We start from the raw sequence: 22,778 nt of genomic DNA on the forward strand, positions 1-22,778 counted from the left end.
GGCTCACCTTGAGCGAACTGCACTCTTTTTTTCTGGGAGTTTCGTAAATGGCAGTTGCCTCCGGCGCCTATAAGAAAGCCCTCGAGGGCGACCAGTCACCTAAACAGGTGCTGGTCAAAATCGACCGGGTCACGAAAAAGTTCGACGAGACGATTGCCGTGGACGATGTGTCCCTGGAAATCAAGAAAGGCGAAATTTTCGCCCTGCTCGGCGGTTCGGGATCGGGCAAGTCCACGTTGCTGCGCATGCTCGCTGGCTTCGAACGACCAACGGAGGGGCGCATTTTCCTCGACGGCGTAGACATCACTGACATGCCGCCGTACGAGCGGCCGATCAACATGATGTTCCAGTCCTACGCCTTGTTCCCGCACATGACCGTGGCGCAGAACATCGCCTTCGGCCTCAAGCAGGACAAGCTGCCTGCCGCCGAAGTCGATGCGCGCGTGGCCGACATGCTCAAACTCGTGCAGATGAGCCAGTACGCCAAGCGCAAGCCGCATCAGTTGTCCGGTGGCCAGCGTCAGCGTGTGGCACTGGCGCGCTCGCTGGCCAAGCGACCGAAGCTGTTGCTGCTCGACGAGCCAATGGGCGCCCTGGATAAAAAGCTGCGTTCGCAGATGCAACTGGAGCTGGTGGAGATCATCGAGCGCGTCGGCGTAACCTGCGTCATGGTGACCCACGACCAGGAAGAGGCCATGACCATGGCCGAGCGCATCGCGATCATGCACCTGGGCTGGATTGCCCAGATCGGCAGCCCGATCGACATCTACGAAACCCCGACCAGTCGCCTGGTCTGCGAATTCATCGGCAACGTCAACATCTTCGACGGTGAAGTGATCGACGACGCCGAAGGTCACGCGACCATTACCTGCAAGGACCTGGATCGCCAGATCTACGTGGGCCACGGCATCAGTACCTCGGTGCAGGACAAATCCGTGACCTACGCGATCCGTCCGGAAAAACTGCTGGTGACGCCGACGCAGCCGACCTGCGAGTACAACTGGTCCAGCGGCAAAGTGCACGACATCGCCTACCTCGGCGGGCACTCGGTGTTCTACGTCGAACTGCCAAGCGGCAAGATCGTCCAGTCGTTCGTCGCCAACGCCGAGCGCCGTGGTCAGCGCCCAACCTGGGGTGACCAGGTTTACGTGTATTGGGAAGACGACAGCGGCGTGGTACTTCGCTCATGAACATGCGCAAATTCAAACGCCGCCTCAATCGAATAATTCCCGGTGGCCGTCAGCTGGTCATCGGGGTTCCGTTCATCTGGCTGTTCATGTTCTTCATGCTGCCGTTCTTCATCGTCTTGAAGATCAGCTTCGCCGAAGCCGATGTGGCCATTCCGCCGTACACCGAAATCTACAACTTCGTCGACCAGAAGCTGCAGGTGCTGCTCAACCTCGGCAACTACGCCATGCTGGCGGGCGACGAGTTGTACATCGCCGCTTACCTCGGCTCGTTGAAGATGGCGCTGATCAGCACCGTCCTCTGTTTGCTGATCGGGTACCCGATGGCCTACGCCATTGCCAGTGCCCGTAAAGAGCTGCAAACGGTCCTCGTGCTGCTGATCATGATGCCGACCTGGACCGCCATCCTGATCCGCGTTTACGCGTGGATGGGCATCCTCAGCAACAACGGTCTGCTCAATGGTTTCCTGATGAGCATGGGCTGGATCAGCGAACCGCTGCAGATCCTCAACACCAACCTCGCCGTCTATATTGGTGTCGTTTACTCCTATCTGCCATTCATGATCCTGCCGCTCTACGCCAACCTGGTCAAACACGACCACAGCCTGCTGGAAGCCGCATCCGATCTGGGTTCTAGCACCTTCAACAGCTTCTGGAAAATCACCATTCCGCTGTCCAAGAACGGCATCGTCGCTGGCTGCATGCTGGTGTTCATTCCGGTGGTGGGCGAGTTCGTGATCCCGGAACTGCTCGGCGGCCCGGAAACCCTGATGATCGGTAAAGTGCTTTGGCAAGAGTTCTTCAACAACCGTGACTGGCCCGTGGCGTCAGCCCTGGCGGTGGTGATGCTGGCGATCCTGATTGTGCCGATCATCCTGTTCAACCGCAGTCAGGCCAAAGAAATGGAGGGCAAAGAATGAAGCGCTTCAGATTCTCAAGCTTGATGCTGGTGCTGGGTTTGCTGTTCATCTACGCGCCGATGCTGATCCTGGTGATCTACTCGTTCAACGCCTCAAAACTGGTGACGGTGTGGGGCGGCTGGTCGATCAAATGGTACGTCGGGTTGATGGACAACACTCAGTTGATGGGCTCGGTGGTGCGCTCGCTGGAAATCGCCTGCTACACGGCGGTGGCGGCGGTGGCGCTGGGTACATTGGCCGCGTTCGTCCTGACCCGTATCACCCGCTTCAAAGGTCGCACGCTGTTCGGTGGCCTGGTCACCGCACCGCTGGTGATGCCCGAAGTCATCACCGGTCTGTCGCTGTTGCTGCTGTTCGTGGCCATGGCGCAGATGATCGGTTGGCCACAGGAACGCGGCATCGTCACTATCTGGATCGCCCACACTACGTTCTGTGCGGCGTATGTGGCGGTGGTGGTGTCGGCGCGTTTGCGTGAGTTGGACTTGTCCATCGAAGAGGCGGCCATGGACCTTGGTGCGAGGCCGTGGAAGGTGTTCTTCCTGATCACCATCCCGATGATCGCGCCCTCGTTGGGTGCCGGCGGCATGATGTCTTTCGCGCTGTCGCTGGATGACCTGGTGCTGGCGAGCTTCGTCTCGGGGCCGGGTTCCACGACCCTGCCAATGGAAGTGTTCTCGGCGGTGCGTCTGGGCGTGAAACCGGAGATCAACGCCGTGGCCAGCCTGATTTTGCTGGCGGTATCGCTGATGACGTTCCTGGTCTGGTTCTTCAGCCGTCGTGCCGAAGAGAGCCGCAAGCGTGCAATTCAGCAGGCCATCGAAGAAGGCGCTGCCGACTCCTGGAAGCAACCGGACGTACGCCGCGCGCAGGCGCCGGAAGCGGCTTGATCTACGGATGATCGTTCCCACGCAGAGCGTGGGAACGATCAGTAACCCAAATCCCCTGTGGCTTCATGCCAACCAAGGGGATTTGCGGATGATCTCGACAAAGTTCATCGGCTTGAACCCCGCCTCGCTGTCGACCAGCACATCGGCGTTCACCGTGCCGAACGTGGTATCCGGCTTGTGTTTGAAGCCGTTGGCGAACGCACACAGGATGCATTCCTTGAAGCCTTCACCCCGTGGATGCGCATGCACCACCGCCTCACGCTGCACGGTGGAAAACGCCGCGTAGTCGATGCCCAGCACATCCATTTCAACCCCGGCGGTCACCAGCGCCACATTCGGGCGCAAGTGTTGCGGCACACCCGGTGTGGTGTGCAGCGCAATCGACAGCCAGACTTGCTCGATATCGTCGTCGCTCAACCCGTAAGGTTTGAGGAATGCCTTGGCGGCATTGGCGCTGTCGACTTCAAAACGTTCGTCATCGCTGCGATGTCCTTCCACCAGGCCCAGGTCATGGAACATCGCGCCGACGTACAACAGCTCCGGGTTGTAGGCCAGTTGCTTGCGTTCGCCGCTCAAGGCACCGAACAGGAACACCCGGCGGGAGTGGTGATACAGCAAGTCGGACTCGACATCGCGGATGTATTCGGTGGTGGCCTTGGCCAATGCGCTGTCGGGAATGTTGATACCGGCAATGATGCTGCTCATGGGTGCTGTCCTCGTGGGCAACGCCGTGGCGGCGCTGATGGAACAAGTCTGTTGCGCCACTCAAAACCGGACAATCGATCCATGGCTGCGATCCTTGCCAATGAACCTGCATATCGCGCCAACCTCGCTTGTTGCGCGTGGATTGGCTAAGTTTGATCACATCGAAGGTTGCGCACGGTCCATGTGGGAGCGAGCTTGCTCGCGATGGCGGTGTATCAGTCACCAGAGAGGGTGAATGTAAGTCCGCTATCGCGAGCAAGCTCGCTCCCACAGGTTTTGTGTTTGCCATAGTTAGAGGGCGTTTCCCGCCATGAGTAAAACCGTAGCCATCGTGGTCTTCTCCGGCGTTCAGTCCCTGGACGTTACCGGTCCCATGGATGTGTTTTGCGAGGCCAACCGCTTCCTCGAACCGCAAGACCATTACCGGTTGGAGGTGATCGGTGTCGAGCATGGGATGATGCCGTGCTCCAATGGCTTGTCGCTCAACGCCCATCGACATTTCAGCGAAGCGCTCCAAGCGTATGACCTGCTGCTGGTGGCCGGCGGCCCGCAATTACCATTCCTGGATTTCGGTGCGGTGTTCGATGCCTGGTTGCGTGGTGCCTGCGGGCGGGCGCAACGTTTTGGTTCGATCTGCAATGGCGCGTTCATGCTGGCGCGGGCCGGCCTGCTTGATGGGCGGACCGTGACCACCCATTGGAGCGATGCTGCCGCGTTGGCACAGTTGTGCCCGTCGACCCGGGTCGAGGCGGATCGCTTGTACGTGCAGGACGGCGAGCTCTACACCTCGGCCGGGGTCACGGCGGGGATTGATCTGTCGTTGTACCTGCTGGCCAGGGATCACGGGCCGGAAGTCGCGCTGCACGTGGCCAAGCGTCTGGTGGTATTCACGCAGCGCTCAGGCGGGCAATCGCAGTTCAGCCCGTTCCTCACGCCCCACGCCGAACCCACGTCGGCGGTGGCGCTGGTTCAGCTCTACGTGCTGGCGAACCTCACCGGCGACCTGACCCTCGCTGACCTGGCGAATGCGGCCAACATGAGCACCCGCAACTTTTCCCGTGTGTTTGCCAAGGAAGCCAAAATCACCCCGGCGGAATTTGTCGAACAGGCGAGGGTGGACGCGGCGCGGGTGCTGTTGGAAAGCACCCATTCGCCACTGAAAACCGTGGCCTACCAATGTGGATTTCGCGATGCCCAGCACATGCGCAGCGTGTTCAACCGCAGGCTGGGGGTAACGCCACAGCAGTTCAGGCAGAACTTTGCGGCGATGGTTTGAGCAGGCATTTCTGTCGTTTGTGAGGGCCTCATCGCGGGCAAGCCCGCTCCCACATTGGACCGCGTTCGAGCGGACAACTCAGTCATTTGTGGGAGCGGGCTTGCCCGCGATGACGGCAGCCGAAACAACAAAAATCTACGGCGCAGCCCGCGCCGGCAAGAACTTCAACGTGCTGCGCGTATTGGCCGTGACTTCTTCATCGTTGAAGTGCGCCTCGTAATAAACCCCTTCGACATACGCCTCCGCCTGGTCATCGTAGTGGCTGTCGAACGGCACACCACTCTGGCCGACCGGGTTGATGGTCAGGCTGTGGGCCGGGTCGGCAAAGTCGACCAGGCGTCGCGTCGACGGGCCGTAAGTCACCGGCCACGGCGCCGGGCCGATTTTGGCCGAGAGGTTGTTCGGCACTTCATGCGTGCCGGGTGCCGCAAACGGCCCGACGTTGTAGATAAGGTCCAACGGCTTCTGCATGCCCAGTGGATGGCCGTGCGTCAGGGTGTGCGCCTTGCCCCACTGCCATTGAGCCGAATCCGCACCCAGCGTTGTCTTGAGGTGGGTGATGCTCGCTTGCCAGGCCACCTTGACCGTATCGGCGCGGGTTTCCTTGCCGAGGGTGTTGCGGTTGTCCCACCACGGCGAATCAGGTGTGGCGGCCAGGCGTGGCAGCGCGGCGTCGATCACCCGGGTCGAGAGCAAAGTGTCGAAGAAATCATTGCCCAGTTCATCGTGCATCGTCGCGTCAGCCAGGTTGAACAGGAACTGGTTGAACAGCGTCGCGCTGGTCGAATCCAGCGGGTAATCGCCTTTCCACTGCGCCAGTTGTTCCACCAGTTTCAGTTCGGCGGGATCGCTGACGACTTCACGCAGTACCGGCAACAACGGCGCCAATAGACGCGGGCCGTAAGCCGTGGTGGTGCCCAGTTGCAGCTTCTGGCTGGCGTCGATGTCCCACTTCACGTTCTTGTCACTGAGCTGGCGATTGAGCTGCTGGCCGCGATCGGCAAGGTTGTAGTAACCGGGGATCTCCATGCCGGTCGGCGATAGCGGCTGGAAGTTGGCTGAGACGATATAGCCGCGTGGCGGGTTCTCTTCCTGCGGGTTGGCGCTGAACGGGTAAAAGCCGTCCTTGTCCGCCTGATTGGTGCTGCCGTCGAGGATGAAGCCGGGTTTCACCCCGGTCGGGCGTTTGGGCAACAGCGCCGCCGCCCACCAGCCGATGTCGCCCTTGGCGTTGGCGTAGACAATGTTCAACCCCGGCGCCTGAACCTTGGCGGCGGCGGCGCGTGCCTTGGCCAGCGTGTCGGCGCGGTTGAGCTGGTAGAAACCTTCGAGAATCGGGTTTGGCGTTTCAAGGAACGCCCACCACATGGCCACCGGCGTCTTGCCTGCCGCGGTGCCGAGTGCATCATTGATGATCGGGCCATGGGGCGATTGACGCAGGGTCAGCGTGACCGGCTCCTGGCCCTTCACGGCAATTTTCTGTTCGGTGTTGACCATGTCCACCCACTTGCTGCGATACCAGACCTGGTTAGGGTTGTCCGGGTTGATCTTCTCGGCGATCAGGTCCAGATCGTCGTTCTGGAACATGGTCAGGCTCCAGCCGAAGTCCAGGTTGTGGCCGAGAAAGGCAAACGGCACCAAGGCCTGATGGTGGCCGTACAGCTCAAAGCCCGGCGCCGAGAGTTGTGCCTCGTACCAGACTGCGGGCACTGAAAAGCGAATGTGCGGGTCGCCCGCCAGCAGCGGTTTGGCGCTTTTGGTGCGGTTGCCGGAAATCACCCAGGCGTTGCTGCCTTCGAATTGGGGCAGGCCATTGTCGGCCAGCGCTTGTTCGCTCAGGCGGGCGAGGGCGTTCAGGTCTTTCCAGTCACTGGCTGTCAGTGTCAGGGCAGGTTTGGAATGCCCCTTGGCCAATACGCCTTTGGGCTGCCAGTCGAGGTCGAAGATGTTCAGGTAGTCGGCGCCCAATTGGTCGCGCACGAACGTCAGCAAAGGTTCGGTGCGGAACGCCGCGGCAAAGCTGTATGCCATGTAGCCGGCGACGCTGATGCTGTCTTGCGCCGTGAACGGACGCTTGTGGATGCCCAGCACGTCGAACTCGGCGGGCGCGGCGTGAGTGTCCTGATATTGATTGATGCCGTCCAGGTACGCTTCCAGCGCCTTCCATGCCGGCGACTGCCGATCCAGCGCCGCCACGTAGCTGTCGGCCCGCTCACGAATGCGCAAGCTGCGGAAGAGTTTGTCGGTCTCGATCAGTTTCGGTCCGAGGATTTCGGCCAGTTCACCCCGGGCCAGGCGCCGCATGGCTTCCATCTGGAACAAGCGGTCCTGGGCTTGCACATAGCCGAGGGTGCGGTAGAGGTCGGCTTCGTTTTCCGCGCGGATATGCGGCACGCCACGCTCGTCGTAACGCACGGTCACCGAACCTTGCAGGCCTTGCAGTTCGACCAGGCCCTGACGCGACGGCTGTTTGCTGTACACATACCCGCCGACTCCGATGGCGAGCACGACAATCAGCAAGGCAAGTACGGTCAGGACGCGTTTCATGGTGACTCCTTGTTCTTATAGGTTTGCCGCCCGTGTGGGCTGCCAACATGTAGCACAGACCTTCCGTGCCGGGCATCGCGGTCCTGCAAAAGTCAGGAATGCCTTACTTCACTTCAGCGGGCCATGGGCAATAACAACCAATGGCCAACGTATGGGTAGCGTTCACCGCGCGACCTTCGCTCAGTGCTTGCAGAATGGGTTCGATGAAGCTGTTGTTCGAATTGCAGGTCAGGCCTTCGCTGTACGGGCCGAAGTAGGCCAGTTTGCCGTTGCGGTCCCAGATCGCCACGGCCGGGCTGGCGGGAATCTGTTCGGAGCCCGGCAGGACGGTAATGGTTTTCAGGCTGCTCAGTGTGGCGGGTAACTGGCCATGGCTGCCGGGTTTTTGCACCGCATAAAACTCGACGCCCTGCGGTAAATAGCGCTCGACCAGTTCGCTCAGGTGTTGTTGATTGCCGACGTTGCACGGGCAGGCCGGGTCCCAGAAGTGCACCAGGCGGATGGCGCCGGGGCCGGCGAGGTCGGCGGGCAGGTGCAATGGGTCACCGGAAAATACCGCGGTGTGTTCGCTGAAGGCTCGCAAGTAGCGTCCTTGAAACCAGTCATAAGCGGCCCACAGGATGCCGGCGCACACGAGGGCGAGCAGGCTGGCAAGCAGTGTGGTGCGATTGGCCGGGCGCATGGGTTTCAATCCTCGAAGGTCGGCTAGCTTGCCATGCTTGCCGCGACAGATGAATATCGCAGGCCTATAAAGTCTGTTTACCGCTCTGGAATCGTTCATGTCAGCCACGTTTGCCCCCGATCATTTACGCGCCAGCCTGCGGCCATTGGCCGAAGGGCAGCCGTTGTCGACCGAGGCCATGGCGTATCAGCGTTTTTATGGCCTGGATTTTCCGGGGCGTACGCTGCGTGGGGGGCTGGGGCGTTTCGAGGTCGATGGCTATGAATTGGTCAGCCAGTTCTGGTGGCCGGAGCGGGCGAAGGCGACGTTGTTCATGTTCCACGGTTTCTACGATCACACCGGACTCTACCGCCATGTGATCGAGTGGGCGCTGGACCAGGGGTTTGCCGTAATCGCCTGCGACCTGCCGGGGCATGGTCTGTCCAGTGGCGAGCGGGCGAGCATCAAGGCATTCGCCGAGTATCAGCACACGCTAGAAGGGTTGTTCGCCGAGGCCTTGTCCATCGATCTGCCGCAGCCGTGGCACCTGTGCGGGCAAAGCACGGGCGGGGCGATCGTGATTGATCATGTACTCAATCAAGGCTCTAACAGTCCCGCTCAAGGGCAGGTGATTCTGTTGTCACCCCTGGTCAGGCCTCGCGCCTGGGGTTGGTCCAAACTCAGTTATTACCTGCTCAAGCCTTTCGTCAAAGCCATCGCCCGGCGCTTCAGCGAGAACTCCAACGATCCTGATTTCTTGCCGTTCCTGCAGGCTGATCCTTTGCAGCCGTTACGCCTGCCCACGGCCTGGGTGGGGGCATTGGCGCGCTGGATCAAGCAGATCGAAGCCGCACCGAACAGCCCGCGCAGGCCGCTGATCGTGCAGGGGCAGGCAGACATGACGGTGGATTGGGAGCATAACCTTGGGGTGTTGAACGCCAAGTTCGACCGGCCTCAGGTGTTGATGTTGCCAGAGGCGCGGCATCATCTGGCGAATGAGACGCTGGTGTTGCGGCAGGAGTATTTCGGGTTTTTGACCAAGCGGATCAAAGGCCGGAATTCATAGCGGCCGTTTTGGCCCCATCGCGGGCAAGTCGATCAGACAGCAAAAATCATTGGCTGAGGTTCGAAGTATTCTGCCCCACCGCCAACCCCGCCCGAATTGCCGCCAGTGCGGCCTGGTAATAGGCCTGGCCCTCGGTGGACTCGGCAAACGTGGCGAATTCTTCCAGTTCGTCATCCGACAGGTCGCGATACACGTAGAGCAGCGTGTTGTTCAGGTCGCTGCCGATCTGTTCCATCAAACGCTGACGCTGACCGTTCAACATCATCTGCGCCTGACCACCGCCCAACAGGCCGGGAATCATTGAACTCAGGCTGTCGGCCGCGACACCGGCAATGGCCAGGCTCACTTCAGCGCCCGCCTCGCGAGCGGGCAGGGCCTGGGCCAGGTGGCCGATGATCAATTGACGGCTATCGCTGGCCTGAACCTTGGGCAGACCCTTGGCGTTTTTCGCCAGTTGATCACGACGGGTGGCCAGCAGTTCGGCGGCTACGACTTTTTTGCCCAAGGGCGATTGAAAGAAGGCCAATGCCGGTTTGGGATCAGCGAGGCTCTTGCGCAATTGCGCTTCGGCACGCTGATCGACGGACTGGGGAGCGAAACGCTGATTGCTGTTATTCACCAGCGCCTGAAACACGGCCGGTGGCAGGCTGCTTTCGTAGCGTTGTTGTGCGGCCGTGAGCGCGTCGTTGAAATGCGCACGTTGGTCTGGCCAGCCGGCGACTTTATACAACTGGTCGTGGCCGTCTGCCCAAGCGGGCAAAGCACAGAGCATCAACAGTGAAAAAAGCAAACGGCGCATAGGGACTCCTGTCGGCAGGCGACTATTCTCCGTGTGGCACCCGTACTTGTCGAGAATTCGTATCAACCCGCTGCGTGGCTCTGTCGGATTTTCAGGCACAGGAATACTATGCGCGGCATGCAAATACCCTCTGATCACCCGCTGCTGTTACGTATCGTTGATGACCTGGCTGCACATGGCTGGTCGCAGCAGAATATTTTCCTGCCTCTGGATCTGACCCGGGCGTTGGCGGCTGAGTGCCGTAAACGTGCAGCCGAGGGTGAACTGGCCCCGGCCGCCGTAGGCCGAGGCCCGTCATCGGAAGTTCGCGAGGGGATTCGTGGTGACCACATCCAGTGGATCGATCCGGGCCAGGCCGAAGCCTGCGACAGCTACCTGGCGCTGATGGACAGCCTGCGTGAAGCACTGAACCGCGGCTTGTTCTTGGGCCTGGAAGATTTCGAAAGCCACTTCGCGATGTACCCACCCGGCGCGTTTTACCTCAAACACGTCGACCGTTTCCGCGATGACGACCGGCGCATGGTGTCGGCCGTGGTGTATCTCAATGACGGCTGGCTGCCTGAACACGGTGGTCAGTTGCGCATGTACCTCGACGACGACCGCGCCTACGACGTGCAACCTATCGGCGGTTGCCTGGTGGTCTTCCTCTCGGGCGAAGTGCCCCACGAAGTCCTGCCCGCCACCCGGGATCGCCTGTCGTTGACCGGCTGGTTCCGGCGTCGGGGTAACGAGCCGTTCTGATCATGCAAAAGATTCTGGTAAGCCGCTGCCTGCTGGGCCATCGCGTTCGTTACGACGGCGGGGGGAGCGGGCCATTCGATCAGCTTCAGCAATGGCTGGATGAGGGCCGGGTCGTGCCGCTGTGCCCCGAGGTGGCCGGCGGCTTGCCAACGCCGCGGGCAGCGGCGGAAATCCCGGGCGGGCAGGGCGGTGAAGTGCTTGATGGCCACGCCGGCGTGATCACCACCGAAGGTGCGGATGTCAGTGCCGAGTTTCTGTCGGGGGCGTATCAGGCGCTGGCACTGGTGCAACAGCATGGCATCCGCATCGCCGTGCTCAAGGCCAACAGCCCGTCTTGCGGGAATTTGCTGACGTATGACGGAAGCTTCAGCGGCGTGAAGGTGGCGGGCGAAGGTGTGACGGCGGCGTTGCTCAAGCGCAATGGTGTGCAGGTATTCAGCGAGTTGGAGTTGACCGAGGCGGCGGCAGCCCTGACAACCTTGGTTTGAAGTCCAACACAAAACTAATGTGGGAGCGGGCTTGCTCGCGAAGGCGGGGAGCCAGACACATTGATGTCGACTGACACTCCGCCTTCGCGAGCAAGCCCGCTCCCACATTAGATCTCCAACAGTCGTACATCCTGAAATCAGGGTTTCGGTGTCACGCTCGTATCCGCCGTAAACCACTTCTTCTCCAGCGCCGCCATCCGGCCATCGTCCTTGATCCGTTGCAGCGCGTTTTCCAGGCTGGCGTGAAACGCCGGGTTACCTTTCTGAAACGGAATCGCCAGGCTCACGGGTGCGGCGGCTTTCGGTTTCGCATCAGTCAACGACTGCACCAGCAACATTGAGCGCGGTTCTTCTTTCTGCGCGATCAATTGCGTGGTGGTTTGAACGTAAGGTTCGCTGAAATCGAAACGATCCGAGAGCGCCGAGGTCACTGTAATGTGATTGATGGCTATGTCGTACTTGCCGCTTTCAACGCCAGTCAGCAGATCGCCCGAATCGGTGACGACGAAGTCGGCCCGCACATCGAGCTCGTTGGCCAGCAGTTGACCCAGCTCGACTTCGAAGCCGGTGAGCTTGCCTTCATCCTTGAAGTTGAAGGGCGGTGTATTCGCTTCAAGAGCGATGCGCAGTTCGCCGCGGTCGTTCACGTCGTCAATCAGTTCGGCATGAGCCAAAGGGCTCAAAAGGGGTAGCAGACAGATCAGGCCAGGCAAAAAGCGCATGGTCACTCCTTTGAATTTATTATCGCGACCCTCTGGTTCAGGTTCGCTTTGCTATGGTTGTCGAGTGCCTTCGACAACGATTGACCATGAAGTTGTATTGGTCACGCGGATTTTACGGAAAAACAGGAGAAGAGAATGAAAACCTTTATGTCACGTGCTGCTTTGGCTGGCCTGCTGATGGGTGTTTCGGTGTTGGCCAGTGCTGCTACACCGGCGCCCAAGGGTGCTGAAGTATCCATCGTTTCTCCTGAAGACGGGGCGACGGTGCCGCAGACTGTCGTCGTCAAGTTCGCGGTCGAGAACGTTGCGCTGGCGCCTGCGGGTGATACCACCAAGAACACCGGCCATCACCACTTGCTGATCGATGTCGATGAACTGCCAGCCGCTGGTACGCCGATCCCCAAAGATGACAACCACAAACATTTCGGCAAAGCCGAGACCCAGGCTGAAATAACGCTGACGCCGGGCAAGCACACCTTGCAGCTGGAACTGGGCGACAGCAACCACATACCGTTCGATCCGCCGATCGTGTCGAAAAAGATCACCGTCAACGTGAAGTAACCTGCTCGGAATAAAGAACCGCGCCCATGAAAAAGGAGACCACTAGGTCTCCTTTTTTTGTCGCTCAAGTCGCTATCAGAACAACACGCGGCAACGAATGGTGCCGTTGATGTGCTGCAGCTTCTCTTGCGCCAGGTCCGAGTACTCGGCGTCGACGTCGATTACCACGTAGCCGACTTTCTCGTTGGTCTGCAGGAACTGACCGGAGATGTTGATGCCGTTTTCGGCGAAGACCTTGTTGATCTCGCTGAGCACGCCCGGAATGTTTTCGTGGATGTGCAGCAGACGGTGCTTGCCAGGGTGAGCCGGCAGGGCCACTTCCGGGAAGTTCACGGACGATACCGACGTACCGTTGTCGCTGTACTTGACCAGTTTCTCTGCCACTTCCAGACCGATGTTGGCCTGGGCTTCAGCGGTGGAGCCACCGATGTGCGGGGTCAGGATCACATTGTCCAGGCCGCGCAGCGGGCTTTCGAACTCTTCGTCGTTGGAGCGAGGCTCCACCGGGAACACGTCGATGGCCGCGCCGATCAGGTGCTTGTCCTTGATGGCGGCAGCCAGGTGGTCCAGCTCGACCACGGTGCCGCGAGCGGCGTTGATCAGGATGCCGCCTTTCTTGATCGCGCGGATTTCCTTCTCGCCCATCATCCACTGGGTGGCGGCGGTTTCCGGAACGTGCAGCGAGACGATGTCGGACATCGCCAGCAGCTCGTGCAGGTTGCCTACCTGAGTGGCGTTGCCCAACGGCAGCTTGGTGATGGTGTCGTAGAAGTACACCTGCATGCCCAGGCCTTCAGCCAGGACCGACAGTTGCGTACCGATCGAACCGTAACCGACGATACCCAGCTTCTTGCCGCGGATTTCGAAGGAGTTGGCCGCGCTCTTGATCCAGCCGCCACGGTGGCAGGAAGCGTTCTTCTCAGGGATGCCGCGCAGCAACAGGATCGCTTCGGCCAGCACCAGCTCGGCTACGGAGCGAGTGTTGGAGTACGGTGCGTTGAACACCGCGATGCCGCGTTCGCGAGCCGCGTTCAGGTCAACCTGATTGGTGCCGATGCAGAAACACCCTACAGCCACGAGCTTCTTCGCGTGATCGAAGATCTCTTCGGTCAGTTGCGTGCGGGAGCGAATGCCGATGAAGTGCGCATCAGCAATCTTTTCCTTCAGCTGGGCTTCCGGCAGAGAACCGGTGAGGTACTCAATGCTGGTGTAGCCCGCCGCCTTGAGGACGTCGACAGCCGATTGGTGGACGCCTTCGAGAAGAAGGAACTTGATCTTGCTCTTATCGAGAGAAGTCTTGCTCATCTGCGTAAACCTGTATCCCGGAGAAAAATGGCAGGAAATGGTCAACAGATGCTGACCCGGACGGCAAGAAAGCCGTCGCCGCAGAACAGCCGTTGGGCACTATCCTGCGGGGTCGATATGCTAGCATAGGCGCCCCGCTAAACACTCATTCCTGCGACGTGAAGCGTTCTCAGGATGACCATGAATTGTTCGAGAGTTCTGTCGATGACCAATCCTGCCCTGATTGATGAGCTGAAGACCCTGGTTGAGCCTGGCAAGGTGCTGACCGATGCCGACTCCCTGAATGCTTATGGTAAGGATTGGACCAAGCATTTCGCCCCGGCCCCGACGGCCATCGTGTTTCCCAAGACCACCGAACAGGTGCAGGCCATTGTCCTGTGGGCCAATAAACACAAGGTGGCGCTGGTGCCGTCCGGTGGTCGCACCGGGTTGTCCGCCGCTGCGGTGGCGGCCAATGGCGAAGTCGTTGTGTCCTTCGACTATATGAACCAGATCCTCGACGTGAACCTCACTGACCGCACGGCCGTATGTCAGCCAGGCGTGGTCACTGAGCATTTGCAGAACGTCGCCGAAGAAAAAGGCCTGTACTACCCGGTGGACTTCGCTTCGGCAGGGTCCAGCCAGATTGGCGGCAATATCGGCACCAATGCCGGCGGGATCAAGGTCATTCGCTACGGCATGACCCGTAACTGGGTCGCCGGCATGAAAGTTGTGACCGGCAAGGGTGATGTGCTGGAGCTGAACCGCGACCTGATCAAGAACGCCACTGGCTACGACATGCGCCAGCTGTTCATCGGCGCTGAAGGCACCCTGGGTTTTGTGGTCGAAGCGACCATGCGCCTGGACCGTGCGCCGAAAAACCTGACCGCGATGGTCCTCGGTACTGCCGATTTCGACGCGATCATGCCGGTATTGCACGCGTTCCAAAGCAAGCTCGACCTGACGGCCTTCGAATTCTTCTCCGATAAAGCGCTGGCCAAAGTCATGGGCCGCGGCGATGTGCCGGCGCCTTTCGAAACTGATTGCCCGTTCTACGCGTTGCTCGAATTCGAAGCGACCACCGAAGAAGTGGCCAACCACGCCCTGGAAACCTTCGAGCACTGCGTCGAGCAGGGCTGGGTACTGGACGGCGTGATGAGCCAGAGCGAAACCCAGCTGCAGAACCTGTGGAAGCTGCGCGAATACATCTCCGAAACCATTTCCCACTGGACGCCGTACAAAAACGACATTTCGGTCACTGTGTCGAAAGTCCCGGCGTTCCTGAAGGAAATCGACGCGATCGTCGGCGAACACTACCCGGACTTCGAAATCGTCTGGTTCGGCCACATTGGCGACGGCAACCTGCACTTGAACATCCTCAAGCCGGATAACCTGAGCAAGGACGAGTTCTTCGCCAAGTGCGCAACCGTCAACAAGTGGGTGTTCGAAACCGTCGAGAAGTACAACGGCTCGATCTCCGCCGAGCACGGCGTGGGCATGACCAAGCGTGATTACTTGACCTACAGCCGCTCGCCGGTTGAGATCGAGTACATGAAAGCCGTCAAAGCGGTGTTCGACCCGAACGGCATCATGAACCCGGGCAAGATCTTCGCTGTTTGATTTTCGAACGTTAAGAGCACGAATCAGGAGTCGGTAATGAGCTATCAGCACCAGTATGTCGACGGTACGCGTATTCACTTCCCGCTGGGGAAAGTGGTGTGCATTGGCCGTAACTATGCCGAACACGCCAAGGAACTGGACAACCCGGTGCCTACCGAGCCGTTGCTGTTCATCAAGCCGGGCAGTTGCGTGGTGCCGCTGGACGGCGGTTTCAGCATTCCGACCGAGCGTGGCTCGGTGCATTACGAGGCGGAAATCGCTGTATTGATCGGCAAGTCGTTGTCGACCAAGCCGAGCCGTGAGGAAGTGCTGGACGCCATCTCCGGTTTCGCGCCAGCCCTGGACCTGACGCTGCGCGACAAACAGGCCGAGCTGAAATCCAAGGGCCTGCCTTGGGAAATCGCCAAGTCCTTCGATGGCGCGGCGGTGATCGCGCCGTTCGTGTCCGGCAGTACCTTTGCGGACCTGGCCGACATCGGCATCCGCCTGACCATCAATGGCGAAGTGCGCCAGGACGGCAACAGCAGCGCAATGCTCAACCCGATCGTGCCGATGATCCAGCACATGGCCGGTTGCTTTTCGCTGCAGGCCGGTGACGTGATCCTGACCGGCACGCCAGTGGGCGTTGGCCCGCTGAATGTCGGTGACGAGATCGTCCTGGAACTGCCGGGCGCGAGCCGCTTCACCAGCAGCGTTCGCTAACCCAAACACCGCAAACCCCCGTAGGAGCCGAGCTTGCTCGCGATGGCGTCAGCACATTCAACCTGGATGTTGAAGGAACGACCGCTATCGCGAGCAAGCTCGGCTCCTACAAGGGTTTTGTGGTTGGCCGCCGTAGGGCCTTCCTGTCATTTGCCGATTTTTTCACATGTTCTCTGGATAATTCCGGGGCGTTCGGCGTCTGAGCCGGCCCCAATTGTGCTATTACCCCTAGCCTGAATTTCTGGAACGCATTCCCCGATGGCCACTCCTCCGCTTTCCACGTTTAAACCTGCCCGCCGCTCGCGCTTCGCGCTGCGTTGGTATACCTGGCTACTGTTGGTGGCCGTTGTCGCCTACGGCGTCGCCTTTGCCATGCATTGGGATGCGCGAGGCGTGCTCTGGGTGAAAGAGCAATTCAAGAGCCCGGCCGAGCGCCAGGCCAGTATCTGGCTTCCGGACTACCGGGCAGTGATCGATGCCAAGCCGTTGCCGGGCATGGAAAAGGACGAAGCATCGGACCTGTCTTACGATCCCCAGACTAAGACCCTGTTTTCGGTCATGGGCAAGAACCCGTTCCTGGTCGAATTGAACCTGCAGGGCGATGTGTTGCGCAAAATGCCGTTGGTCGGCTGGAGCAACCCTGAAGGCGTCACCGTGCTGGGCGATGGTCGGTTGGCCATTGTCGATGAGCGCGAGCATCTGATCGCTATCGTCAAGGTTGACGCCGACACCCGCGAACTGAACATCGCCGACTTCCCGAAATACGACCTCGGCCCTTCCAAAGACCAGAACAAGGCCTTCGAGGGTGTCACCTGGGATCCGCGCAATCAGCAGCTGGTGCTGGGCGAAGAGCGTCCGCCGGCCTTGTTTACCTGGAAAGGTGACGGCAAGGTCCTGACCGGTGACAAGCTGAAACTGGCCAGTCATGCGTTGGATATGCGCAACCTGTCGGCACTGGCCATCGACCCGCGGACCGGCCACATGCTGGTGCTGTCCGCCGATTCGCACCTGTTGCTGGAGCTGGACAAGAAGGGTGAACAGGTCAGTTTCATTACGCTGCTGCGTGGCTTCAACGGCCTGAAGAACACCATTCCCCGGGCCGAAGGCGTGACCATGGACGAAGCGGGCACCTTGTACATGGTGAGTGAGCCGAACCTGTTCTACCGCTTCGAAAAGCAGAAATAAGCGCCGCAAACCCGCAGTTGTGGTCGCAGGCTGCGGGCCATTAAGCTTGAATTCATACGGGCGTGATATTTCATCCGCCCGTTTTGTTTTCGAGCTGGCCTGAATGCAACCACTTGCCCGTCCCAAACCCCTTGTCCTGATCCTGGCGGTGATTGCCCTGATCGCGCTGGTTGCGATCGGCCAATACATGCGCTTGTTCGAGCGTACCTGGTTCAACCTGCAGACCCTTTGGCAGCCGCAGAGCAGCGAATCCATCGGCCTGGATCAATACCGGGTGGAAATCGAAGCACGGGTGATCGACGGGCTGGACGATAACGTCTCGGCGCTGACGTTTGATCCGGTGCGCAAAAGCCTGTTCACGGTGACCAACAAAAACTCTGAGCTGATCGAGCTGTCGCTTGAGGGCAAGGTCCTGCGGCGTGTGGCGTTGATTGGCTTCGGCGACCCGGAAGCGGTGGAGTTCATCAGCGCCGACACCTACGTGATCACCGATGAGAGCCAGCAGCGGCTGATCAAGATTCATCTGGAGCAGGACACCACTTTCCTCGACGGGGCGGATGCCGAACAGATGGTCCTTGGCGTGCACATGGGCAGTAACAAGGGGTTTGAAGGGTTGGCGTACGATTCGGTGGGCAAGCGCCTGTTCGTCGCCAAGGAACGCGACCCGATGCTGATCTACGAAGTGCAGGGCTTCCCGCATTACAACCCGGAGAAATCCTACGCCGTGCACGTGGTGAACAACCCCAAGCGCGATGCGGGGATGTTCGTGCGGGACCTGTCGAGCCTGCAATACGACGAGCGCAGCGGTCATCTGCTGGCGCTGTCTGACGAGTCGCACCTGATTCTGGAGCTGGATGTGGACGGGCGACCGCTGAGCACCCTGTCATTGATCAAGGGGCGCCAGGGTTTGCAAAAAACCGTGCCGCAAGCGGAGGGCATCGCGATGGATGACGAGGGTACGATGTACCTCGTCAGCGAGCCCAATCTGTTCTACGTCTTCAAAAAACCAACACAACCCTAAAAACACCCCAAAACCACTGTGGGAGACATGCACAGATTGTGTGTGTGCCACAAAACACTGTAGGAGCCGGGCTTGCTCGCGATAGCCGTGCATCAGTCGAAAGAGATGTTGAATGATGCACCGCTATCGCGGGCAAGTCGAATCGTCGCACCGCCGCCCCTACAGGTTTTGCGTTGTAAATGGCTTACTCGGCGCGCAGGGTTTTCACGCCTTCGCTGGTGCCCAGCAACAGCAAGTCCGCCGGGCGTGCCGCGAACAAACCATTGGTGACTACGCCAACAATGGCGTTGATCTGACGTTCCAGTTCTACCGGGTTGGTGATCTGCATGTTGAACACGTCGAGGATGATGTTGCCGTTGTCGGTCAACACGCCTTCGCGGTAAACCGGGTCGCCGCCCAGTTTCACCAGTTCGCGGGCCACGTGGCTGCGGGCCATCGGGATCACTTCGACCGGCAGCGGGAACGCGCCGAGCACCGGCACCAGTTTGCTGGCGTCGGCGATGCAGATGAACGTCTTGGCCACGGCCGCCACGATCTTCTCGCGGGTCAGGGCCGCGCCACCGCCCTTGATCAGGTTCAGGTGCTCATCGCTTTCATCGGCGCCGTCGACATAAAACTCCAGGTCGCTGACCGTGTTCAGCTCATACACCGGAATTCCGTGGCCCTTGAGGCGGGCGGCGGTGGCTTCGGAGCTGGCAACAGCGCCGTCGAACGCACCTTTGTGCTTGGCCAGGGCATCGATGAAGCAGTTGGCGGTGGAGCCGGTGCCGACCCCGACGATGCTCTTGTCGTCGAGTTTCGGGAGGATGAAGTCGACGGCGGCCTGAGCCACTGCCTGTTTGAGTTGATCCTGGTTCATGCGGGCTCCGAGATGCCGGGGAGGGAACGAAAGGCCGGCATTATAGCCCTAAGCGGGGCTAAAACCGCTGTATTCGTGTGGTCGTACAGCTGAAAGCCGGGTTAGACTCCGTGGTCCTGCCCAACCCGCTCAGTGATGCTTTCCGATGCTCGAACAGTACGTCAAAAAGATCCTCACCTCGCGCGTTTATGACGTTGCCGTAGAAACCCCATTGCAGACAGCCCGCCAGCTCACCGAGCGGCTGGGCAACACGATCTGGCTCAAGCGTGAAGACTTGCAGCCGGTGTTCTCGTTCAAGATTCGCGGCGCTTACAACAAGCTGACCCAGTTGAGCGACGAAGAGCGTGCGCGCGGCGTCGTGACGGCTTCGGCGGGTAACCACGCGCAAGGTCTGGCCCTGGCGGCGAAAGTGCTGGGCGTCAAAGCCACCATCGTCATGCCCAAGACCACCCCGGAAATCAAAGTCGAAGGCGTGCGTTCGCGCGGCGGCAAAGTGGTGCTGCACGGGGATTCGTTCCCGGAAGCCCTGGCCTACTCGCTGAAACTGGTCGACGAAAAAGGCTACTTCTACATCCATCCTTACGACGATCCCCACACTATTGCCGGGCAGGGCACCGTGGCCATGGAGATTCTGCGTCAGCACCCGCAGCCACTGGACGCGATCTTCGTTCCGGTGGGCGGTGGCGGGCTGATCGCCGGCATTGCGGCGTACGTGAAGTACCTGCGCCCGGACATCAAAGTCATCGGCGTCGAACCGGACGATTCCAACTGCCTGCAAGCCGCCATGGCGGCGGGTGAGCGCGTGGTATTGCCGACCGTGGGCCTCTTCGCCGACGGCGTTGCGGTGGCACAGATCGGCCAGCACACCTTCGACATCTGCAAAGACTATGTCGATGAAGTGATCACCGTCAGCACCGACGAGATCTGTGCGGCAATCAAGGATATCTACGACGATACCCGCTCGATCACCGAGCCTGCGGGCGCGCTGGGCGTGGCCGGGATCAAGAAGTATGTCGAGCAACGCGGTGTCAGCGGCCAGACCTTCGTGGCCATCGACTCCGGCGCTAACGTCAACTTCGACCGCTTGCGCCATGTCGCCGAACGCGCCGAGCTGGGCGAAGGTCGTGAAGCAATCATCGCCGTGACCATCCCCGAGAAACCGGGCAGCTTCAAGGCGTTTTGCGAAGCCATCGGCAAACGCCAGATCACCGAATTCAATTACCGCTACAACACTGGCAGCGAAGCGCACATCTTCGTTGGCGTGCAGACGCACCCGGAAACCGACCCGCGCAGTGCGCTGATTGCCAGCCTCGGCGAACAGGGCTTCCCGGTGCTGGACCTGACCGACAACGAACTGGCCAAGCTGCACATTCGCCACATGGTCGGCGGTCGAGCGGCCCACGTTGTTGATGAAGTGATCCTGCGCTTCGAATTCCCGGAGCGTCCGGGGGCGTTGTTCAATTTCCTCAACAAGTTGGGCGGGCGCTGGAACATCTCGATGTTCCACTACCGCAACCATGGTGCGGCGGACGGCCGAGTAGTCGCGGGCCTGCAAGTACCGCACGACGAACGTCATCTGGTGCCGGCCGCGCTGGAAGAAATCGGTTACCCGTACTGGGATGAAAGCGACAACCCGGCCTATAAGCTGTTTCTGGGCTGAACGGCTACGCTGATGGGCAGGCCATAAGGAAATCGAACAATGGAAACGTTATCTGCCCTGAAAGCGGCGCACATGGTCGCAACGGTTGTGTTGCTGATCAGCGCACTGGGCCTGGGCGTCTGGGTTTTACTTGCACGGCGCAAGGGTGACGCGACGGCGGGAAGCCGCACCTTGCAGCGGCCAAGGGTGTTTGTCTGGCTGCTGATGGGCCTGGCGCTGCTGAGCATGCCGGTTACAGGCTGGTGCATGGTGCATCTGGTGGGTTGGCCACTGGGGCAGACGTGGTTGCTGGCCTCCAGCGTGCTGTACACCGTGGCGGCGCTGGCGTGGTTCTGGTTGCTGGTGCGACTGAACAAACTGCGCAAGGCGCCGGGTAGCGTCGGTAAATTCAACTTTGCGTTGGCGTTGTTCAGTTTTGTCTGTTTTGTGGCCATTGCGGGGTTGATGGGAGCCAAACCTGTTTGAGGCTTGAGACCGGGCTGATCCAATCGCGGGCAAGCCCGCTCCCACAGAGACCTCTGTCGAACACAGATTTTGTGAGCACCAGAAAAACCTGTGGGAGCGGGCTTGCCCGCGATGGCGTAATCAGACGCGCAGGCTCATCACCGGCCAGCCACGCTTCTGGGCTTCGGCACGCAGATTCGGATCAGGATCAACCGCTATCGGGTGGGTTACCTGCTCCAGCAACGGCAGATCATTCATCGAGTCGCTATAGAAGTAGCTGCCTTCCAGTGAATGCCCGGTCTCATCCAGCCAACGATTCAAGCGCGTTACCTTGCCTTCACGGAAGCACGGTACGTCGGTACTGCGCCCGGTGTAGCGGCCATCGACCATCTCGCACTCGGTGGCGATCAAGGTTTCAACGCCCAGGCGCTGGGCAATCGGCCCGGTGACGAAGCGGTTGGTCGCGGTGATGATCACCAGTTTGTCGCCGGCGTCGCGGTGCTTGGCCAGCAGTTCGAGGGCCTTGGGTAGCACGATCGGTTCGATGCAGTCGCGCATGTAGTCGCTGTGCCACTGATCGAGCACGGTCATCTCGGTGCGGCCGAGGACTTCCAGGCAGAAGTTCAGGTAGGCGGCGTTATCCAGCTTGCCGGCCAGGTAATCCTGATAGAACTCGTCGTTGCGAGTCTTGTAGGCGACGGCGTCGAGGAAGCCGCGTTCGCACAGGTAATCGCCCCAGGCGTGGTCACTGTCGCCGCCCAGAAGAGTGTTGTCCAAGTCGAATAAAGCCAGGCGCATTGCAGTTACTCGCTGAAAAGTCTGTAGAAAGGCGCCCAGAATACGGACTTTTCACAAGAGTGCACATAAGGTTGGCCGGCTCGTTGCTGCCTTCACAACCTTTGTGGAACAATGCGGCGACATGCGTTTGCGAGGTTGTTGCCGTGATCGACCCCGATGGTTTCCGCCCCAATGTCGGGATCATTCTCACGAATGATGCCGGACAGGTGCTATGGGCTCGCCGTATCAATCAAGATGCCTGGCAGTTTCCACAGGGTGGGATCAACCCCCAGGAGACGCCGGAAGACGCCTTGTACCGCGAGTTGAACGAAGAAGTGGGTCTGGAGCGCGAAGATGTTGAAATTCTCGCCTGCACCCGGGGCTGGTTGCGCTATCGTTTGCCGCAACGTCTGGTCCGTACCCACAGCCAACCGCTGTGCATCGGCCAGAAACAGAAATGGTTTCTCCTGCGCCTGATCTCCAACGAGCAGCGGGTGCGGATGGATTTGACCGGTAAACCGGAGTTCGATGGCTGGCGCTGGGTCAGCTATTGGTATCCGTTGGGCCAGGTGGTGACATTCAAGCGCGAGGTGTATCGACGCGCTCTCAAAGAGCTTGCCCCGCGCCTTTTAACGCGCGACTGACGACGGAGTTCGACCCCGAGCC

At 59.9% G+C, this 22,778-nt stretch carries 23 protein-coding genes; 15 read left to right on the forward strand and 8 right to left on the reverse strand.

Annotated elements, in window-relative coordinates; all coding sequences use genetic code 11:
- Positions 1–47 precede the first annotated feature (47 nt).
- The 3 genes from BMS17_RS13390 to BMS17_RS13400 are packed head-to-tail and all read left to right on the forward strand — an operon-like array spanning position 48 to position 2,994.
- Entirely contained in the window at positions 48–1,190 is a 1,143-nt protein-coding gene (locus BMS17_RS13390; protein ID WP_046032293.1) for an ABC transporter ATP-binding protein, read from the forward strand.
- A gap of 35 nt (positions 1,191–1,225) precedes the next feature.
- Positions 1,226–2,107: an ABC transporter permease subunit gene (locus BMS17_RS13395; RefSeq protein ID WP_175649027.1), complete on the forward strand. Its 882-nt coding sequence runs from the start codon at positions 1,226–1,228 to the stop codon at positions 2,105–2,107.
- Positions 2,104–2,994 carry an ABC transporter permease subunit gene (locus tag BMS17_RS13400; RefSeq protein WP_046032295.1) on the forward strand — a complete coding sequence of 297 codons (891 nt, stop codon included), beginning with the start codon at positions 2,104–2,106 and terminating at the stop codon, positions 2,992–2,994. Before BMS17_RS13395 ends, BMS17_RS13400 begins: the two co-directional genes overlap by 4 nt.
- A gap of 63 nt (positions 2,995–3,057) precedes the next feature.
- Here the strand turns inward: BMS17_RS13400 and BMS17_RS13405 are convergent, their stop codons facing one another.
- The gene (locus BMS17_RS13405) at positions 3,058–3,699 is read right to left on the reverse strand and encodes an HD domain-containing protein (RefSeq protein WP_077431086.1); all 642 of its coding nucleotides are present in this window, start codon (positions 3,697–3,699) and stop codon (positions 3,058–3,060) included.
- Positions 3,700–4,009: 310 nt separating this feature from the next.
- Between BMS17_RS13405 and BMS17_RS13410 the strand changes: the two genes are divergently transcribed.
- Positions 4,010–4,975: a GlxA family transcriptional regulator gene (locus tag BMS17_RS13410; protein ID WP_077431087.1), complete on the forward strand. Its 966-nt coding sequence runs from the start codon at positions 4,010–4,012 to the stop codon at positions 4,973–4,975.
- A gap of 135 nt (positions 4,976–5,110) precedes the next feature.
- Here BMS17_RS13410 and BMS17_RS13415 read toward each other — a convergent pair whose 3' ends face one another.
- Both BMS17_RS13415 and BMS17_RS13420 read right to left on the reverse strand, forming a co-directional pair.
- Positions 5,111–7,522: a penicillin acylase family protein gene (locus BMS17_RS13415; protein WP_077431088.1), complete on the reverse strand. Its 2,412-nt coding sequence runs from the start codon at positions 7,520–7,522 to the stop codon at positions 5,111–5,113.
- Between the two features lie 103 nt (positions 7,523–7,625).
- The gene (locus BMS17_RS13420; RefSeq protein ID WP_077431089.1) at positions 7,626–8,204 is read right to left on the reverse strand and encodes a DUF6436 domain-containing protein; all 579 of its coding nucleotides are present in this window, start codon (positions 8,202–8,204) and stop codon (positions 7,626–7,628) included.
- Positions 8,205–8,301: 97 nt separating this feature from the next.
- On the opposite strand from BMS17_RS13420, the gene BMS17_RS13425 reads away from it, so the two are divergent.
- Positions 8,302–9,249, forward strand: a complete 948-nt coding sequence (locus BMS17_RS13425; protein ID WP_077431090.1) for an alpha/beta hydrolase — start codon at positions 8,302–8,304, stop codon at positions 9,247–9,249.
- A gap of 46 nt (positions 9,250–9,295) precedes the next feature.
- Here the strand turns inward: BMS17_RS13425 and BMS17_RS13430 are convergent, their stop codons facing one another.
- Entirely contained in the window at positions 9,296–10,048 is a 753-nt protein-coding gene (locus BMS17_RS13430) for a DUF2059 domain-containing protein (RefSeq protein ID WP_046032301.1), read from the reverse strand.
- 108 nt (positions 10,049–10,156) lie between these two features.
- Between BMS17_RS13430 and BMS17_RS13435 the strand changes: the two genes are divergently transcribed.
- Both BMS17_RS13435 and BMS17_RS13440 read left to right on the forward strand, forming a co-directional pair.
- Entirely contained in the window at positions 10,157–10,789 is a 633-nt protein-coding gene (locus BMS17_RS13435) for a 2OG-Fe(II) oxygenase (RefSeq protein ID WP_046032302.1), read from the forward strand.
- A gap of 2 nt (positions 10,790–10,791) precedes the next feature.
- On the forward strand, positions 10,792–11,277 hold the full coding sequence (locus tag BMS17_RS13440) for a DUF523 domain-containing protein (RefSeq protein WP_077431091.1): 486 nt from the start codon (positions 10,792–10,794) through the stop codon (positions 11,275–11,277).
- Positions 11,278–11,414: 137 nt separating this feature from the next.
- Here the strand turns inward: BMS17_RS13440 and BMS17_RS13445 are convergent, their stop codons facing one another.
- Positions 11,415–11,999 (reverse strand): transporter substrate-binding domain-containing protein, encoded by a 585-nt coding sequence (locus tag BMS17_RS13445; RefSeq protein ID WP_046032304.1) that lies wholly within the window; start codon positions 11,997–11,999, stop codon positions 11,415–11,417.
- Positions 12,000–12,134: 135 nt separating this feature from the next.
- Between BMS17_RS13445 and BMS17_RS13450 the strand changes: the two genes are divergently transcribed.
- Complete coding sequence (locus BMS17_RS13450; RefSeq protein WP_046032305.1) at positions 12,135–12,560, forward strand: DUF4399 domain-containing protein; 426 nt, start codon at positions 12,135–12,137, stop codon at positions 12,558–12,560.
- 75 nt (positions 12,561–12,635) lie between these two features.
- On the opposite strand, the gene serA is transcribed toward BMS17_RS13450, so the two are convergent.
- The gene (serA, locus tag BMS17_RS13455) at positions 12,636–13,865 is read right to left on the reverse strand and encodes a phosphoglycerate dehydrogenase (RefSeq protein WP_046032306.1); all 1,230 of its coding nucleotides are present in this window, start codon (positions 13,863–13,865) and stop codon (positions 12,636–12,638) included.
- A gap of 204 nt (positions 13,866–14,069) precedes the next feature.
- On the opposite strand from serA, the gene BMS17_RS13465 reads away from it, so the two are divergent.
- From BMS17_RS13465 to BMS17_RS13480, 4 genes are all read left to right on the forward strand, one after another.
- Positions 14,070–15,464: an FAD-binding oxidoreductase gene (locus BMS17_RS13465; protein WP_046032307.1), complete on the forward strand. Its 1,395-nt coding sequence runs from the start codon at positions 14,070–14,072 to the stop codon at positions 15,462–15,464.
- Positions 15,465–15,500: 36 nt separating this feature from the next.
- Complete coding sequence (locus BMS17_RS13470; RefSeq protein WP_046032308.1) at positions 15,501–16,166, forward strand: fumarylacetoacetate hydrolase family protein; 666 nt, start codon at positions 15,501–15,503, stop codon at positions 16,164–16,166.
- A gap of 258 nt (positions 16,167–16,424) precedes the next feature.
- Positions 16,425–17,351 (forward strand): SdiA-regulated domain-containing protein, encoded by a 927-nt coding sequence (locus BMS17_RS13475; RefSeq protein WP_046032309.1) that lies wholly within the window; start codon positions 16,425–16,427, stop codon positions 17,349–17,351.
- A 103-nt stretch (positions 17,352–17,454) separates the two neighbouring features.
- The gene (locus BMS17_RS13480) at positions 17,455–18,372 is read left to right on the forward strand and encodes an SdiA-regulated domain-containing protein (RefSeq protein ID WP_046032310.1); all 918 of its coding nucleotides are present in this window, start codon (positions 17,455–17,457) and stop codon (positions 18,370–18,372) included.
- A 184-nt stretch (positions 18,373–18,556) separates the two neighbouring features.
- Here BMS17_RS13480 and rpiA read toward each other — a convergent pair whose 3' ends face one another.
- Positions 18,557–19,231, reverse strand: a complete 675-nt coding sequence (gene rpiA / locus BMS17_RS13485; protein ID WP_046032311.1) for a ribose-5-phosphate isomerase RpiA — start codon at positions 19,229–19,231, stop codon at positions 18,557–18,559.
- A 145-nt stretch (positions 19,232–19,376) separates the two neighbouring features.
- Between rpiA and ilvA the strand changes: the two genes are divergently transcribed.
- Together ilvA and BMS17_RS13495 are read left to right on the forward strand one after the other, a co-directional pair.
- Entirely contained in the window at positions 19,377–20,891 is a 1,515-nt protein-coding gene (ilvA, locus tag BMS17_RS13490; RefSeq protein ID WP_077431093.1) for a threonine ammonia-lyase, biosynthetic, read from the forward strand.
- 39 nt (positions 20,892–20,930) lie between these two features.
- Positions 20,931–21,356 (forward strand): DUF2269 domain-containing protein, encoded by a 426-nt coding sequence (locus BMS17_RS13495; RefSeq protein WP_046032313.1) that lies wholly within the window; start codon positions 20,931–20,933, stop codon positions 21,354–21,356.
- A 120-nt stretch (positions 21,357–21,476) separates the two neighbouring features.
- Here BMS17_RS13495 and BMS17_RS13500 read toward each other — a convergent pair whose 3' ends face one another.
- On the reverse strand, positions 21,477–22,133 hold the full coding sequence (locus tag BMS17_RS13500) for an HAD family phosphatase (protein WP_046032314.1): 657 nt from the start codon (positions 22,131–22,133) through the stop codon (positions 21,477–21,479).
- Between the two features lie 143 nt (positions 22,134–22,276).
- Here BMS17_RS13500 and BMS17_RS13505 point away from each other — a divergent pair, with 143 nt between their 5' ends.
- A complete protein-coding gene (locus BMS17_RS13505) occupies positions 22,277–22,756 on the forward strand; it encodes an RNA pyrophosphohydrolase (RefSeq protein ID WP_007945562.1) in 480 nt (159 codons plus the stop codon).
- The last annotated feature ends 22 nt before the right edge of the window (positions 22,757–22,778 follow it).

Origin of the sequence: Pseudomonas sp. C9, from assembly GCF_002000165.1 — a bacterium.
Classification (GTDB): domain Bacteria; phylum Pseudomonadota; class Gammaproteobacteria; order Pseudomonadales; family Pseudomonadaceae; genus Aquipseudomonas.